At 71.6% G+C, this 14,465-nt stretch carries 12 protein-coding genes and 1 tRNA gene; 6 read left to right on the forward strand and 7 right to left on the reverse strand.

Going from position 1 to position 14,465, the window contains the following annotated elements:
* The first annotated feature begins 46 nt into the window (after positions 1 to 46).
* Both ACFCV8_RS31200 and ACFCV8_RS31205 read left to right on the forward strand, forming a co-directional pair.
* Positions 47 to 685 carry a class F sortase gene (locus ACFCV8_RS31200; protein WP_376688850.1) on the forward strand — a complete coding sequence of 213 codons (639 nt, stop codon included), beginning with the start codon at positions 47 to 49 and terminating at the stop codon, positions 683 to 685.
* 196 nt (positions 686 to 881) lie between these two features.
* Entirely contained in the window at positions 882 to 1,373 is a 492-nt protein-coding gene (locus ACFCV8_RS31205) for a hypothetical protein (protein WP_376688851.1), read from the forward strand.
* Positions 1,374 to 1,458: 85 nt separating this feature from the next.
* On the opposite strand, the gene ACFCV8_RS31210 is transcribed toward ACFCV8_RS31205, so the two are convergent.
* The 4 genes from ACFCV8_RS31210 to ACFCV8_RS31225 all read right to left on the reverse strand — a co-directional run bounded on the left by ACFCV8_RS31210 (position 1,459) and on the right by ACFCV8_RS31225 (position 4,774).
* Positions 1,459 to 2,277 (reverse strand): RimK family alpha-L-glutamate ligase, encoded by an 819-nt coding sequence (locus tag ACFCV8_RS31210; RefSeq protein WP_376688852.1) that lies wholly within the window; start codon positions 2,275 to 2,277, stop codon positions 1,459 to 1,461.
* Positions 2,274 to 3,200, reverse strand: a complete 927-nt coding sequence (locus tag ACFCV8_RS31215) for a RimK family alpha-L-glutamate ligase (RefSeq protein WP_376688853.1) — start codon at positions 3,198 to 3,200, stop codon at positions 2,274 to 2,276. Before ACFCV8_RS31215 ends, ACFCV8_RS31210 begins: the two co-directional genes overlap by 4 nt.
* A 266-nt stretch (positions 3,201 to 3,466) precedes the next feature.
* A tRNA-Leu gene (locus ACFCV8_RS31220) sits at positions 3,467 to 3,554 on the reverse strand.
* A gap of 269 nt (positions 3,555 to 3,823) precedes the next feature.
* A complete protein-coding gene (locus ACFCV8_RS31225; RefSeq protein ID WP_376688854.1) occupies positions 3,824 to 4,774 on the reverse strand; it encodes a beta-ketoacyl-ACP synthase III in 951 nt (316 codons plus the stop codon).
* Positions 4,775 to 5,019: 245 nt separating this feature from the next.
* Here ACFCV8_RS31225 and fdhD point away from each other — a divergent pair, with 245 nt between their 5' ends.
* Positions 5,020 to 5,871, forward strand: coding sequence for a formate dehydrogenase accessory sulfurtransferase FdhD (gene fdhD / locus ACFCV8_RS31230; protein WP_376688855.1), 852 nt, complete (start codon positions 5,020 to 5,022; stop codon positions 5,869 to 5,871).
* A 7-nt stretch (positions 5,872 to 5,878) separates the two neighbouring features.
* Here the strand turns inward: fdhD and ACFCV8_RS31235 are convergent, their stop codons facing one another.
* Positions 5,879 to 6,916, reverse strand: a complete 1,038-nt coding sequence (locus ACFCV8_RS31235; protein ID WP_376688861.1) for a bile acid:sodium symporter family protein — start codon at positions 6,914 to 6,916, stop codon at positions 5,879 to 5,881.
* A 248-nt stretch (positions 6,917 to 7,164) separates the two neighbouring features.
* Between ACFCV8_RS31235 and ACFCV8_RS31240 the strand changes: the two genes are divergently transcribed.
* Both ACFCV8_RS31240 and ACFCV8_RS31245 read left to right on the forward strand, forming a co-directional pair.
* Positions 7,165 to 8,067 (forward strand): LysR family transcriptional regulator, encoded by a 903-nt coding sequence (locus ACFCV8_RS31240; RefSeq protein WP_376688856.1) that lies wholly within the window; start codon positions 7,165 to 7,167, stop codon positions 8,065 to 8,067.
* 326 nt (positions 8,068 to 8,393) lie between these two features.
* The gene (locus ACFCV8_RS31245; protein WP_376688857.1) at positions 8,394 to 10,193 is read left to right on the forward strand and encodes an AMP-dependent synthetase/ligase; all 1,800 of its coding nucleotides are present in this window, start codon (positions 8,394 to 8,396) and stop codon (positions 10,191 to 10,193) included.
* Between the two features lie 54 nt (positions 10,194 to 10,247).
* On the opposite strand, the gene ACFCV8_RS31250 is transcribed toward ACFCV8_RS31245, so the two are convergent.
* Positions 10,248 to 12,041, reverse strand: coding sequence for a PQQ-dependent sugar dehydrogenase (locus ACFCV8_RS31250; RefSeq protein ID WP_376688858.1), 1,794 nt, complete (start codon positions 12,039 to 12,041; stop codon positions 10,248 to 10,250).
* Entirely contained in the window at positions 12,038 to 13,315 is a 1,278-nt protein-coding gene (locus ACFCV8_RS31255) for a glycosyl hydrolase family 8 (RefSeq protein WP_376688859.1), read from the reverse strand. Before ACFCV8_RS31255 ends, ACFCV8_RS31250 begins: the two co-directional genes overlap by 4 nt.
* A 272-nt stretch (positions 13,316 to 13,587) precedes the next feature.
* Here ACFCV8_RS31255 and ACFCV8_RS31260 point away from each other — a divergent pair, with 272 nt between their 5' ends.
* Complete coding sequence (locus tag ACFCV8_RS31260) at positions 13,588 to 14,424, forward strand: aldo/keto reductase (protein ID WP_376688860.1); 837 nt, start codon at positions 13,588 to 13,590, stop codon at positions 14,422 to 14,424.
* Positions 14,425 to 14,465 lie beyond the last annotated feature (41 nt).

The following is a 14,465-nucleotide window of genomic DNA, read 5'->3' on the forward strand; positions in this document are numbered from 1 at the left end:
TTCCCGGGCGGCGCCACCGTCGATTCCCGCCAGACCTGGAGCCCCCATGCCCCGCACCCCGTCCTCGCTCCGGCGCGCCGCGCTGCCGCTGCTCGCCTGCCTGCTCCTCACCGGCTGCTCCTCCGCCGCCACGGACGGCCCGTCCGCCACCACGCCCCGCAGCGGTACGAGCACCGCCCCCGACGCCGGGCGGGAGGCGGGCACGGCACGGAGCCGGACGCCTGCGGGCACCCGCTCCCCGTCGGCCGTCCCCGTGCACATCAGCATCCCGTCGCTCGGGATCGACAGCGAGCTGATGCGCCTCGGCCTCGCCGAGGACGGCACCGTGGAGGTCCCGCCCGCCGAGAAGGGCATGACCGCGGGCTGGTACACGGGCGGCGCGGCACCCGGCGAGCCCGGTGCCGCGGTCATCATCGGGCACAACGACACCCGCTTCGGGAAGGCCGTCTTCCACGACCTGAGGAAGGTCGCCGAGGGCGCCGACATCGCGGTGCGCAACGACCGCGGCGCGGAACTCCACTTCAAGGTCACCGGCACCGAGACGGTCAGCAAGAAGGCGTTCCCGACGCAGAAGGTCTACGGCGCCACCAGCGCCCGCACCCTGCGCCTGATCACCTGCGACGGCGCCTTCGACGCCCAGGGCCACCCGGTGGACAACCTCATCGTGTACGCGGACCGGAGCTGAGTGATCCGTGCCGCCCCGAAGCCGGGGCAGTCCGTGACGCACGGTCCGTCGGGCACGTATTCAGCCAATCCTTGACGCGGACCTGACATTTGACGGTGTTTCTGGGACCGTCCCTGGCACGCCCCGCCCGCTTCCCCGCCGCGCGCGGACGAGGCACTGCCCACCCCCACACAAGGACGCGGCACGAAGGAGTGACATGAGGCTCACACCGAGAATCTCCTGCGTCACCGCCCTGGTCGTCGCGGTCGTCGCCGGCGCCTCCACCGCCGCGAGCGCGCTGGGCCCCCAGGCCTCGCAGGTCGACGGCAGCATCACGGCCGCGGGAAGCACCTGCACCTGGGCCGGGGCCACCGCCAGCGCCGCCCCGCCCGCCTCCCTGACCATCGACCGCACCACCGTCAACAGCGGCGTGAGCTGCGGCGGCGGTGCGAGCGCCACCCTCAACAACAACCCGACCGTCACCTTCGACGACGCGGCGGGCCGCGCGACCTCCGACCTCATCGACATCACGGTGAAGCAGAGCATCATCTCCTGCAGCTACCGGGCCACGAACGTCGGCTGGACCCGCGACGGATCCACCCGCGGCTACAAGAACCAGGCGTTCACCGCGTCGAAGAGCTCCGGCAGCTTCCTGTGTCCGGGGTCGATCACCGCCGATCCCGGTTCCGCGTCCCTGACCTTCCACTGACCCCCGCGCCGCGACGGCACGGGCCGGGCGCCGCCTCCGGCGAACCTTCCGCCGGAGGCGGTGCCGGGCCCGCCGGACACGGCTTTCAGGGCCGTCGCAGCGCCAGGGCCGCCAGGGCCGCGGGGGCGCCCTGCGGACCGCGGATGCCCGGGAAGGCATTGACGTCGACGACGACGGGCCCGCCCTCGCGGTCCAGCAGATCGACGCCGTAGACGTCCAGGCCGAAGACCTCGCCCGCGCGCAGGGCCGTCCCGGTCCAGGCGGAGGGCAGGTCGCGGACCAGCGGCGCATCGTGCGCGCCCCGGGGCAGGGCGCCCACCGGTGTGGGGCGCACCGCGGTGAAGACCTCTCCGGAGATCACCCACAGCTTGTGGTCCCAGCCGCTGTTCGGGACGAAGTCCTGCAGGACGACCGGTTCATCGGGCCAGGCGGCGGCGAGTTCCCGCAGCGCGTCCGGTCCGTCGGCGCGGGCCACCAGGTCGGCGCGACGGCTGTGGCGGCTCTTGACCATGATCGGATAGCGGTGCTCCGGCCGCCCCGCCCCCGGGAGGGCGTCGGACAGCGCCGCAAGCGTACGGGTACGGGGCATCGGCAGAGCCGCGGCGTCCGCCACCTCGGCGAGCCGGCCGCGGTCCTGGCACAGCTCGGTCGCGGCGGCGGAGTTCACCACCCGGGCACCGTGCGCCTCGAGGCGGCGGGCCAGGGCCAGCGCCGCGGGGGTGTGCGCCTTGAGGAGGTAGACCTCGGCGGGGCCGCGCCCGTCCGGCGCGATCCGTTCCCACGGGTCCCCCGGCCCGGCGTCCGGGTCGAGGAAGGTCACCCGGTGCCCGGCTCCGGCCAGCAGGGCGGCCGTCGCGGCGAGCAGCGGGTGGTCCGGCTTGTCGGTCAGCAGGCACACCCTCATATCTGGACGGCCTCCGGCGCGGCCACCGGCCGGGGGTGGGGGTGCGGGCGCCCCAGGGAGAACTGCGGCTGGACGGGCAGGTGCGCCGCCGGGGCCCGTACGCCGCGGCCGGCACCGCCACCGGCCCTGGCCAGGTCGAGCACGGCACCGGCCACCCGGGACACCGCGTCGGGCACCTGGCGGAAGCTCGGGAAGTCGTTGATGTCGACGATCACCGGCCCGTCGGGGCCGAGCACCACGTCGATGCCGTACAGATCGAGACCGAAGACCGCCCCCACCTCGGCCGCCACCTTGGCCACCTCGGCGGACAGCGGGACCGGGCCCTCGTCGGCCGGTCCGTCCGGATGGATCGGGGAACGCCGCAGGGACGCGTGGCATTCGCCGGCGAGGCAGTAGACCTTCAGGTCCGTACCCGGGTTGGGGACGTAGGGCTGCGCGATCAGCTGGCCCTCGCCCGGCTGCTCCGCCCCGGCGAGCCCCGCCGGGTCCTTCACCAGCCGCACCCCGCGCCCCGAGCTGCCGTCGGCGGGCTTGACCACCAGCGGGAACAGCTCCTCGGGAACGTCGGCGAACATCGAGGCCCGCGGCGCCGAGTAGGTCAGCGGAACCGGCAGCCCGTGCTGGCGCGCGACGATCGAGGTGAGGACCTTGTCCCGTACCGCGCGTATCGACCGCGCGTCGTTCACCGTCGTCAGGCCCACGGCCGCGGCGGCCTCCAGCAGGGTGAGCCCTGGACCGCCGGACACCGTCTTCAGCACCCAGGCGTCATGCGTCCCCGCCCGGACCTCCTCCGAGACCCGCAGCAGTGAGCCGCCCGGCCGCACCACGTCCACCTGGTGACCCCACGACGACAGTCGCCGGACCACGTCGAGCGGCATGCCGTCACACCGGTACAGCTCCTCGACGAGGAAGCAGAGCTTCATCCCAACACCCCTCGAAGCCCCCACGGTGATGAGGGCACAACGATGCTCCGCGGTGCCCTGCGAGCACCACCAAAAGGGCAACGCTACGTCACCTTCACGCCAACACCGCTACGGACGGGCCCTCCTGACGGTATGTTGCCCTGCCCGGGGCCGGGGGCGGCCGACTCGGGCCGTCCTGTCCCGCGGAGAAACCGCGAACCGGGCCCGGAGCAAGCCGCGAAGCGCGCCGGAAAAGCAAAGGGACCCCAGATGAACTGGGGTCCTGCTGGTGTCCGAGGGGGGACTTGAACCCCCACGCCCGATAAAGGGCACTAGCACCTCAAGCTAGCGCGTCTGCCATTCCGCCACCCGGACTAGGTGGTCGGCCCCGGTCTCCCGCGGCGACATGGAAAACAATACCAGGGGTTCGGGGTGTCTCTCACCCACGTTTCCGGTGGTCAGTGCGGTGCGGCCGATACAGAGGCCCCCACCCCGGGCCACCCACCCACCCCTCAGACACCGTGCGTACGCACACCGTTACGAACAGTGCTTCCCCTTCGCTCCGGACGACCATCCGGGCCGTCCCGGAGCGGGACGGCGGCCTGCCCGAACGAGCGGTCCGTTCAGGCAGGCGGACCGCCCGTTCAGGGGCAGCGGATGACCTGGCCCGCGTACGAGAGGTTTCCGCCGAAGCCGAAGAGCAGGGCCGGGGCACCGCTCTCCACCTCTCCGCGCTCCACGAGTTTGGACAGGGCCATCGGAATCGAGGCCGCGGAGGTGTTCCCGGAGTCCACGACGTCCCGGGCGACGACGGCGTTGACCGCGCCGATCTTCCGGGCGACGGGTTCGATGATCCGCAGGTTGGCCTGGTGCAGCACCACCGCGCCCAGTTCCTCGGGCGTCACCCCGGCCTTCTCGCACACCTTGCGGGCGATGGGCGGCAGCTGGGTGGTGGCCCAGCGGTAGACGGACTGGCCCTCCTGCGCGAAGCGCGGCGGAGTGCCCTCGATCCGTACGGCCCGGCCCATCTCCGGCACCGAGCCCCAGAGCACCGGGCCGATGCCGGGCGGGCCGTCCCCCTCGGGCTCCGCGACGACGACCGCCGCGCCGGCGCCGTCGCCGAGCAGGACACAGGTGCTGCGGTCGGTCCAGTCGGCGATGTCCGCCATCTTGTCGGCGCCGATGACCAGGGCCCGGGTCGCCGCCCCGGCCCGGACGGCGTGGTCGGCGGTGGCGAGGGCGTGGGTGAAGCCGGAGCAGACCACGTTGATGTCCATCACCGCGGGCGAGCCCATCCCCAGCCGGGCCGCGACCCGTGCCGACATGCTCGGCGAGCGGTCCATCGCGGTCGAGGTGGCGACCAGCACCAGATCGACCTCGCCCGGTGCCACCCCGGCCGCGGCCAGCGCCTTGGCGCCCGCGTACGCCGCCATCTCGTCCACCGGCTCGTCCGGCCCGCCGATGTGCCGGGTCCGGATGCCGACGCGACTGGTGATCCACTCGTCGCTGGTGTCGACCATGGCCGCCAGATCGTCGTTGGTGAGCACCTTGGCGGGCTGATAGTGGCCGAGCGCCACGACACGTGAGCCGGTCATGTACGAAGTCCCCTCGCTACATATAGGGCAGGAACCATCCAGTCTTGGTCGCTACCGTCCGGTACGGAGGCAAGGGTTCCGACAGGAATCACGCCGGACCGTTGGAGACTTGACAACAGCATGTCCCGACGTCACCCCTGGTACGGCGGTCCCTGCCGGGTACAGGACAATGGAGGCTCCAGAATCGGCCCCGGCCCCACACGCCGGACCGGGTCACGCACAGATACGGAATCGGGTTCACCGCTATGGGACGGGTCACCGAGCGCCGCCGCACCATCCGCATCCGCGACGGTGCCGTGTCCACCCGCACGGACACGCTTGTCGCCGAGGAGCCGCTGGAGATCCGGCTGGGCGGCAGGCCGCTGGCGATCACGATGCGCACGCCGGGCGACGACTTCGCGCTGGCCGCGGGATTCCTGGTGAGCGAGGGCGTCATCGGGGACGGCTCGGAGGTGCGGTCGATCGTCTACTGCGCCGGCGCCACCGCCGACGGTGTCAACACGTACAACGTGGTGGACGTGCAGCTCGCCCCCGGCGTCCCGGTCCCCGACGTCACGCTGGAACGCAATGTGTACACCACGTCGTCCTGCGGTCTCTGCGGCAAGGCGAGCCTCGACGCGGTGCGCACCACGACCCGGCACCCGATCGCCGACGCTCCCCCGCTGCGGGTCGAGCCCGCCCTGCTCTCCGCCCTCCCCGACAAGCTGCGCGCCGCGCAACGGGTCTTCGACCGGACCGGCGGGCTGCACGGCGCAGCGCTGTTCTCCGAGACCGGCGAGCTGCTCGACGTCCGGGAGGACGTGGGGCGGCACAACGCGGTGGACAAACTGATCGGCCGGGCGCTGACCGAGCACCGGCTGCCCCTGTCCCGGGCGATCCTGCTGGTGTCGGGCCGGGCGTCGTTCGAGCTGGCCCAGAAGGCCGTGATGGCCGGAATCCCGATGCTCGCCGCGGTCTCGGCGCCCTCGTCGCTCGCCGTCGGGCTGGCGGCCGAGACCGGGCTGACCCTGATCGGCTTCCTGCGAGGCCCCTCGATGAACGTGTACGCGGGCGAGCACCGCATCGTCCTGGACGCCACCGCCGACCGCCGGGGCTGAGCCGCGCTCAGCCCACCGCCGCGGCCTCCCGGGGCGCGGCACCGCCCGCCGGGCGCTCCGCGACGTCCTCGGTCGCATCCCGCGAGCGGCGCTTGGCGATCACGGCGCACACCATCAGCTGCATCTGGTGGAAGAGCATCAGCGGCAGCACGGCCAGGGACGCCTGCGCCCCGAACAGGACGCTCGCCATCGGCAGCCCGGAGGCCAGGCTCTTCTTCGACCCGGCGAACTGGATGGCGATCCGGTCCTCCCGGCCGAAGCCGAGCCGCTTCGCCCCGTACCAGGTCAGCGCCAGCATCGCGGCGAGCAGCAGCGCCTCGACGCCGATCAGGACCCCGAGCCGGGCCGGGGTGATGCGGTGCCAGACGCCCTCGATCATGCCCTCGCTGAAGGCCGTGTAGACGACGAGCAGGATCGATCCCCGGTCGACGTAGCCGAGGACCTTCTTGTGGCGGGCGACGAAGCCGCCGATCCAGCGGCGCAGCAGCTGCCCGGCGACGAACGGCAGCAGCAGCTGGACCGCGATCCGCAGCAGGGCGTCCGCCGAGAAACCGCCGCCGTCGCCGCCGAGCAGGGCTGCGGCGAGCAGCGGGGTGAGGAAGATCCCCGCGAGGGAGGAGAAGGAGCCCGCGCAGATCGCCGCCGGCACATTGCCCCGGGCGATCGAGGTGAAGGCGATCGAGGACTGGATGGTGGACGGGACCAGGCAGAGGAAGAGGAGTCCGCCGTACAGCTCCGGTGTCAGGACGTGCGGGACCAGCCCCCGGGCCGCCAGCCCGAGCAGCGGGAACACCGCGAAGGTGCAGAGCAGCACGGTGAGGTGGAGCCGCCAGTGCCGCAGCCCGTCCAGCGCCTCGGCGGTGGAGAGCCGGGCACCGTACAGGAAGAAGAGGAAGGAGATCGCTCCGGTCGACGCCCCGCCCGCCACCCGGGCTCCGGTGCCCGACGCGGGCAGTATCGCCGCGAGCGCCACCGTGCCGATCAGCGCCAGGACGTACGGGTCGAGCGGCAGCCAGGACGGCGGCTTCGGGATACGGCGGATCATCTCTTCCACGGATTCTCTCGGTTGCGGTCGGATTCTCGAGGTCGCGACCGAGAGCGCCTCGCCTCAGTCGGGTTCGCCCCGCCTTGGTCGGGTTCGCCCCGTCACGTTCGAGTTCGCCCCTTCACGGTCGATTGCGGTCGGGCGCGGTCGATTGCGGTCGGGCCCGCACCATGCTGCTCCCGCGCGGCGCGATCGGGAATCCCGCACACCGCTCTCACTGTCATCACGTCACGCGATAATCTGGCGCCATGTACGACCCCGCGCAGCTGCGTACGTTCCTCGCCGTCGCCCAGACGCTGAGTTTCACCCAGGCCGCCCGGCGGCTCGGGCTGCGGCAGTCCACGGTGAGCCAGCACGTGCGGCGGCTGGAGGAGGCGACGGGCCGGCAGCTGTTCGCCCGCGACACCCACCGGGTCGACCTCACCGTGGACGGTGAGGCCATGCTGGGATTCGCCCGGACGATCCTCGCGACCCACGAGCGGGCGGCGGCGTTCTTCGCCGGGACGCGGCTGCGCGGGCGGCTGCGGTTCGGGGCGTCGGAGGACTTCGTGCTGACCCGGCTGCCGGAGATCCTGGAGGCGTTCCGCCGGGACCACCCCGAGGTCGAGCTGGAGCTGTCGGTGGAGCTCTCCGGCACGCTGCACCAGCGGCTCGCGGCCGGCCGGCTCGATCTGGTGCTGGCCAAGCGGCGCGTCGACGACACGCACGGCGAGCTGGTCTGGCGGGACACGCTGGCCTGGATCGGGGCGCCGAGGCTGCGGATCGACCCGGACCGGCCGGTTCCGCTGGTGCTCTTCCCGCCGCCGGGGATCACCCGGGCCCGCGCCCTGGAGGTGCTGGAGGAGCACGGCCGGTCCTGGCGGGTGGCGTGTACGAGCGCGAGCCTGAGCGGCCTGATCGCCGCGGCCCGTGCCGGGCTGGGCGTGATGGCGCACAGCCGGGGGCTGATCCCGCCCGGCCTCGTACCGCTCCCGGCCAGGGCCGGGCTGCCGGATCTCGGCGGGGTGGACTTCGTGCTGTCGCACGGCCGTCGCCCCGGCGGGGCGCAGGAGGCCGCGGACGCGCTGGCGGCGGCGATCCTGGCCGGCGCCGACCGGCTGGTCCGGGGCACGGGCATGTCCGGCCCGGTCGACGGCCGGGGCGACGCCTGACCCGCCATCGTCCGCCCCGCGCCGAGCCGCACCTCAGGCTTCGCAGGTGCCGCACGTACAGGGACGTAAAGCCGCATATCCGTCCGTATCGGGAGTGGCCGTGACGTACAGATTCGGTGGAGGTTCCGGCTCCCGCCGCTTACGTCATGACCTCAGCCATGCCCGAGCCTTGCCCATCTGGCCGGATTTCGGTGGCTGGGCAGTGCATATGCCACCTTGTCCACCGGTACGGACCCCTCCCGCCGCGCCGTCCGGTGGGGTAGCGTCACGGCGCTGTGCGGAGCGCCACAAGGAGCAGGTCATTGCGCGAGTTCACCGTCCCCCCGATGGCAGCCGCGCCCCTCGTGGGCGGCCTGGCCGACACCGTGTTCGACCATGCCGAGGAGGATCCGGACCGGGTCGCGCTCCGTCGCAAGGACGCGGCCGGAATCTGGCGGGATGTCACCGCAGCGGCGTTCCGCGACGAGGTGCTGGCCCTGGCCAAGGGGCTGATCGCGCACGGCGTCCGGTTCGGCGACCGGGTCGCCCTGATGGCACGTACCTGTTACGAGTGGACTCTCTTCGACTTCGCGCTGTGGACCGTCGGTGCCCAGTCCGTGCCGGTCTATCCGACGTCCTCGGCCGAGCAGGTGCTGTGGATGCTGCACGATGCCGAGGTCGGTGCCGTGATGGTCGAGCACGAGGACCACGCGATGACGATCGCCTCGGTGATCGACCGGCTGCCCGGACTGAAGCGGCTGTGGCAGCTGGACGCCGGTGCGGTGGCCGAGCTGACCGGGGCGGGGAGCGAGGTCGACGACGCGGTGGTGCACCGGCACCGGCGCGCGGTGACGCCGGACTCCGTGGCCACGGTCATCTACACCTCGGGGACCACGGGCCGCCCCAAGGGCTGTGTGCTCACGCACGCCAACTTCATGTTCGAGACGGACACCATGGTGGCCCGCTGGGAGTCGGTCTTCCGCTCCACCCCGGGCGACGAGGCGGCCACCCTGCTCTTCCTGCCGCTGGCCCATGTCTTCGGCCGGATGGTCGAGGTCGCGGCGATCCGCGGCCGGGTGAAGCTGGGCCACCAGCCGGAGCTGTCGGCGAAGGCGCTGATGCCGGACCTGGTGTCGTTCCGGCCGACGTTCGTGCTGGCGGTGCCGTACATCTTCGAGAAGGTCTTCGACGCCGCCCGGCGCACCGCGGAGGCGGAGGGCAGGAGCGGGCCGTTCGACAAGGCCGTGGACATCGCGGTGAAGTACGCCGAGGCGATGGAGGCGCGGGCGTTCGGGACGGGGCCGGGGCCGTCCGCCGGGCTGCGGATGCAGCACCAGTTCTTCGACAAGGTCGTGTACAGGAAGGTCCGCGAGGCGATGGGCGGCCGGATCCGGCACGCCATGTCCGGCGGTTCCGGGATGGAGCGGCGGCTGGGGCTGTTCTTCGCGGGCGCGGGCGTCACGGTGTACGAGGGCTACGGGCTGACCGAGACGACCGCGGCGGCCACCGCCAATCCGCCGGAGCGCACCCGGTACGGCACGGTCGGGCTGCCGATCCCGGGGACGACGGTGCACATCGCCAAGGACGGCGAGGTGTGGGTCCACGGCGGCCATGTGTTCACCGGCTATCTCGGCGCCCCGGAGGCCACCGGGACGGTGCTGCGCGAGGGCTGGCTGGCCACCGGGGACCTGGGCTCGCTGGACGGCGACGGCTATCTGACGATCACCGGGCGGAAGAAGGAGATCCTGGTGACGTCGGGCGGCAAGAGCGTGTCGCCGGTCGCGCTGGAGGAGCGGGTGCGGTCCCATCCGCTGATCGCCCAGTGCCTGGTGGTCGGCAACGACCGGCCGTACATCGCGGCGCTGGTCACGGTCGATCAGGAGGCGGTGGACCACTGGCTGGCGATGCAGGGGCGGACGCCGCTGAAACCGGAGGAGCTGGTGCGCGATCCGGATCTGGAGGCACAGATCCGGCGGGCGGTGGTGGCGGCCAACACCGCGGTCTCGCAGGCCGAGTCGATCCGTACCTTCCGGATTCTGGCGCACCCCTTCAGCGAGGAGCACGGACTGCTCACCCCGTCGCTGAAGCCGAAGCGCCGGGCGATCGAGACGGCGTACGCGGCGGAGGTCGACGCGCTGTACCGCTGAGGCGCCACGGCACCCCGGCGGTACAGCGGTTCGGCTCCGTACGGCGGGCCCGTGCTAGGTGATGGAGACCCGGAACAGCTTGTCCGATCCGGCCGGTTGCTTCCCGTTGTTGTCGCAGTTGGTGGTGGAGAGCCAGAGCCGGTCCTCACCGGGAACCTTGGTGACCGTGCGCAGCCGGCCGTACGTGCCGACGTAGTACGCGCTCGGTGTGCCGAGGTTCTCGGTGTCACCGGTGATCGGGATCCGCCACAGCCGTTCGCCCTTCAGGGCGCCCATGTAGATGACGTTTCGGACGATGGCGATCCCGCTGGGCGAGGCCTCGGACACGTTCCACGTCTTCTTCGGGTCGGTCATGCCGTCGGTGGCGCAGCTGCCCTCGCAGACGGGCCAGCCGTAGTTCCCGCCCGGTTCGATGAGGTTGAGCTCGTCCTTCTTGCTGTCGCCGAACTCCGCCTCCCACAGCCGTCCGTTGCGGTCGAAGGCGAGCCCCTGCGGATTGCGGTGCCCGTAGCTGTATACGTAGGTGCCGAAGGGGTTGCCGGGGGCGGGCTTGCCGGCGGTGGTCAGCCGGAGGATCTTGCCGTTGAGCGAGTTCTTGTCCTGGGCGAGGTCGGGGGTCTGCGCCTCTCCGGTCGACGCGTACAGATACCCGTCCGGGCCGAACAGCAGCCGTCCGCCGTTGTGGTACTTGTTCTTCTTGATCCCCTGGAGCAGGACCGTGTACCCGCCGAGCGAGCTGCCGTCGTAGGTCATGCGCGCGATGCGGTTGCCCTCGGCGGCGGTGTGCATGACGTACACGTAGTGGTTGTCGGTCCACTTCGGGTCGACGGCGATGCCGAGCAGCCCGCCCTCGCCGCCGGTCGTGACGGCCTCGGGCACGGTGCCGACCTGGGTCCTGGCGCCGTCGGGGGTGGCTCTGAAGACCTTGAAACCGTCCCGTTCGGTGACCAGCGCGCTCTTGCCGTCGGGCATCCAGTAGGTGCCCCACGGGATGGTCCAGCCGTTGGAGACGGTGGTGATCCCGGAGGGCACACCGCCGTCGGTGGCGCAGCCGGGGGTGGTGAAGGTGACCGCTTCGCCGGGCGGTGAGGTGTTGCCCGCCGCGTCCCTGGCGACGGCGGCCAGGGTGTACGGGCTGGCGCAGGCGAGCCCGGTGAGGGTGGTCGTGGTGGCGGGCGGGTTGCCGGTCACGGTCGCGTAGACGGTGTCGCCGCTGCGTATGTCGTAGGCGGTGACGGCCGTGTCGTCCGTCGAGGCCCCCCAGTTCAGGGTGACGCCGTTGGAGGTGACGCCGGAGGCGGTGAGGGCTCCGGGGGCGGAGGGTGCGGTGGTGTCGGAGGGGGTGACGGTGAGGTCGAGGTAGTCGAGGTTGGGCAGTCCGTCGGCGCTGGTGGAGGTGAGCCGGATCCTGTTGGCGCCCGCCGTGAGCGGTGCGGTGAGGGTGGCGGTGGCCCAGGTGTTCCAGTCGGTGGTGGCGGCGAAGGCGCGGGCGGCCGAGACGACCGTGCCGTTCACCGCGATGTCGGCGGGCCGGGCGGCCGATGTGCCGTTGGAGTACCGGACGGCGATCTTCCCGCTGCCGGCGGCGGCCGCGGTGACGGTGAACTCGACGTAGCTGCCGACGACGTTGTCACCGTTGACGAATCCGGTGCCGGAGTAGCCGGAGTGGTTGGACTCGGCGGCGCCCTTGACGATCGTCGCGGACTCCGCCTCGTACCGGGCGGCGGCCGCGGCGGCCGGCTGCGGGACCGCCTGCACCAGGGCGGTGCAGAGCAGTAACGCCGTGACGGCGGCCGCCCTGCCCCGCAATGCGGTCAGCGTGAAGGCCTGCATCCCGGCGCCCGTCACGGAACCCAGTAGTTGCCGGACGCGACGATCATCGACTGGAGCTGGACGCTGCCGCCGTAGTACAGGTCCGGGTCGATGGACGTACCGGCCAGCTTCTTCCACAGCGCGTCCAGCCAGGCCTGGGAGCCGGAGTCGGTCAGCGCGGTCACCACGAACGGGGCGGTGAAGGCCATGTCGTTGCCGCTGTCGAAGGCCGAGCCGTTCAGACGGTAGCCGCTGACGATCTTGTCCGGGTTGCCGCCCGTCTTGGTCTTGATCCAGGAGTTCAGCTTGCGGGCCGAGGCGAGCGAGGCGCTGTCGCCGCTGGTGACAGCGTCGGCGCCGATGCGCCACGGGTCGCGGCAGGCGTTCCAGGAGTAGTCGCCGTCGTTGGGACCCTCGAGCACCTCGCCGGGGGCGGGCTTGGCGGTGCCGTTGGTGTTGACGACGAAGTCCGCAAGCAGCCCGGTCGAGGAGGCGTACGCGGACTGCTGGTTGGTGATCAGCTTCTGGTGGGCGGTGCGCACGGTGTCCCAGGTGGAGTCGCCGGTCGCGGTCCTGAAGGCGCGGAAGTGGTCGATCATCCAGTCCGAGGAGCGGGTCATCCAGTAGTGCTCCTCACCCGAGTCGGACCAGTCGCCGAGCAGCGTCAGGTGGGTGGTCGGGTTGATCTCGCTCTTCTTGATGGCGTTGATGTGCTTGACCGCAAGGTCCTTGTAGTTGTACGTGCCGCCGGAACCCCACTGCCGGTCGGCCAGGAGCAGTCCGTACGCGACGTCCAGGTCCCCGTCGGTCGCCGAGTCCGAGCCGTCGACGCTCTTGCAGGAGGCGTTCTGCTCGGCGGCCAGCAGGTTGGCGTTGTTCACCGAGGGGTGCGCGAGCACGTATTTGACCATGCCGTCGAAGACGGTCTTCGCCTCCGGGTCGGCCCCCGCCATCGTGGCGGTGACGACCATCCCGTAGCCCTGGGCCTCGGCGACGTAGGGGTGGTCGGCGTCCGGCGAGATGACCTCGTACCAGCCGTTGCCGCAGTTCTTCCTGACGAACGCGGACTTCCAGGCGTTGTACGTCTTGATCACGGCCTGGTCGAGTGCCGACTGCGTGCCCGAGGGCTTCAGCGTCCCGGCGGCGTAGGGCTTCGAGTGGCTGCCGAAGGGCACCGCCGGGGTGTCGGCGGCGGCCTTCGCGGGGTCGACGGCGGCAGTGGCCGCGTGCGAGCCGAGCAGGGGCAGGAACAGGCAGCTGACGCCTGCGAGAACGGCCGCCAGGCGGCGTCGGGGGGTGGCAGGGTGCACAGTGGTCCCTTCCGATCCGGTGTTAGGAAAGGTTCCTAACCGATACTGCATGGCATTCCCTGCGGAGCCTTCTGTCAATGCCCCTCGTGGGCCCAAATCACAAGTGCCGAGGTGACCAACTGCGCCTCGTACGCGGTCAATCCCCTGTACGGGTGACACCGGAGGTGCGGCGGCAAACTGTCCGGGCGGGCGGGAACGCCGGATGGGAATGCTGGGCGGCCGATGATCGTTGGGCTGGTTGAACCAACCGACGACGTAAGGATCGACCACTCGTGAGCCAGGTCCCCTCCATCACCCTCAACAATGGCGTCGAGATGCCTCAGCTCGGTTTCGGGGTCTGGCAGGTGCCGGACGACGAGGCCGCGAAGGTGGTCGCCACGGCCATCGAGTCCGGGTACCGGAGCATCGACACCGCCACGCTCTACGAGAACGAGCGGGGCACCGGCCAGGCGGTCTCGGCCTCCGGCGTAGCCCGCGAGGACCTGTTCGTCACCACCAAGCTGTGGAACAGCGAGCAGGGTTACGACTCGACGCTGCGCGCCTTCGACGCCTCGCTCGACCGGCTGGGGCTCGACTACGTCGACCTGTACCTGATCCACTGGCCGGTCCCGGCCAAGGACGCGTACGTCGACACCTACCGCGCCCTGGAGAGGATCCTGTCCGAGGGCCGCGCCAGGGCCATCGGCGTCTCGAACTTCCTCCCCGAGCACCTGGAACGCCTCATGGGCGAGACCTCCGTGGTCCCGGCGGTCAACCAGATCGAGCTCCACCCCCAGCTCCAGCAGCCCGAGTCGCGCGCCTTCCACGCCAAGCACGGCATCGCGACCGAGGCCTGGTCGCCGCTGGGCCAGGGCAAGGGCCTGCTGGAGGTCCCGACGGTCGTCGCGATCGCGCAGAAGCACGGCCGTTCGGCCGCCCAGGTAGTGATCCGCTGGCACCTCCAGACCGGCAACGTGGTGATCCCCAAGTCCGTGACGCCGTCCCGGATCAAGGAGAACGCGGACGTGTTCGGTTTCGAGCTGGACGCGGACGACCTGGCCGCCTTCGCCGCGCTGGACGAGGGCAAGCGCCTCGGCCCGAACCCCGGCGAGTTCAACGTCGGCGCCTGATCCGCACCGCGCCGCGAGCGGCGCCCGCACGACGCCAACGG

The sequence above is a fragment of the Streptomyces sp. NPDC056347 genome (assembly GCF_042262625.1).
Lineage (GTDB): Bacteria > Actinomycetota > Actinomycetes > Streptomycetales > Streptomycetaceae > Streptomyces.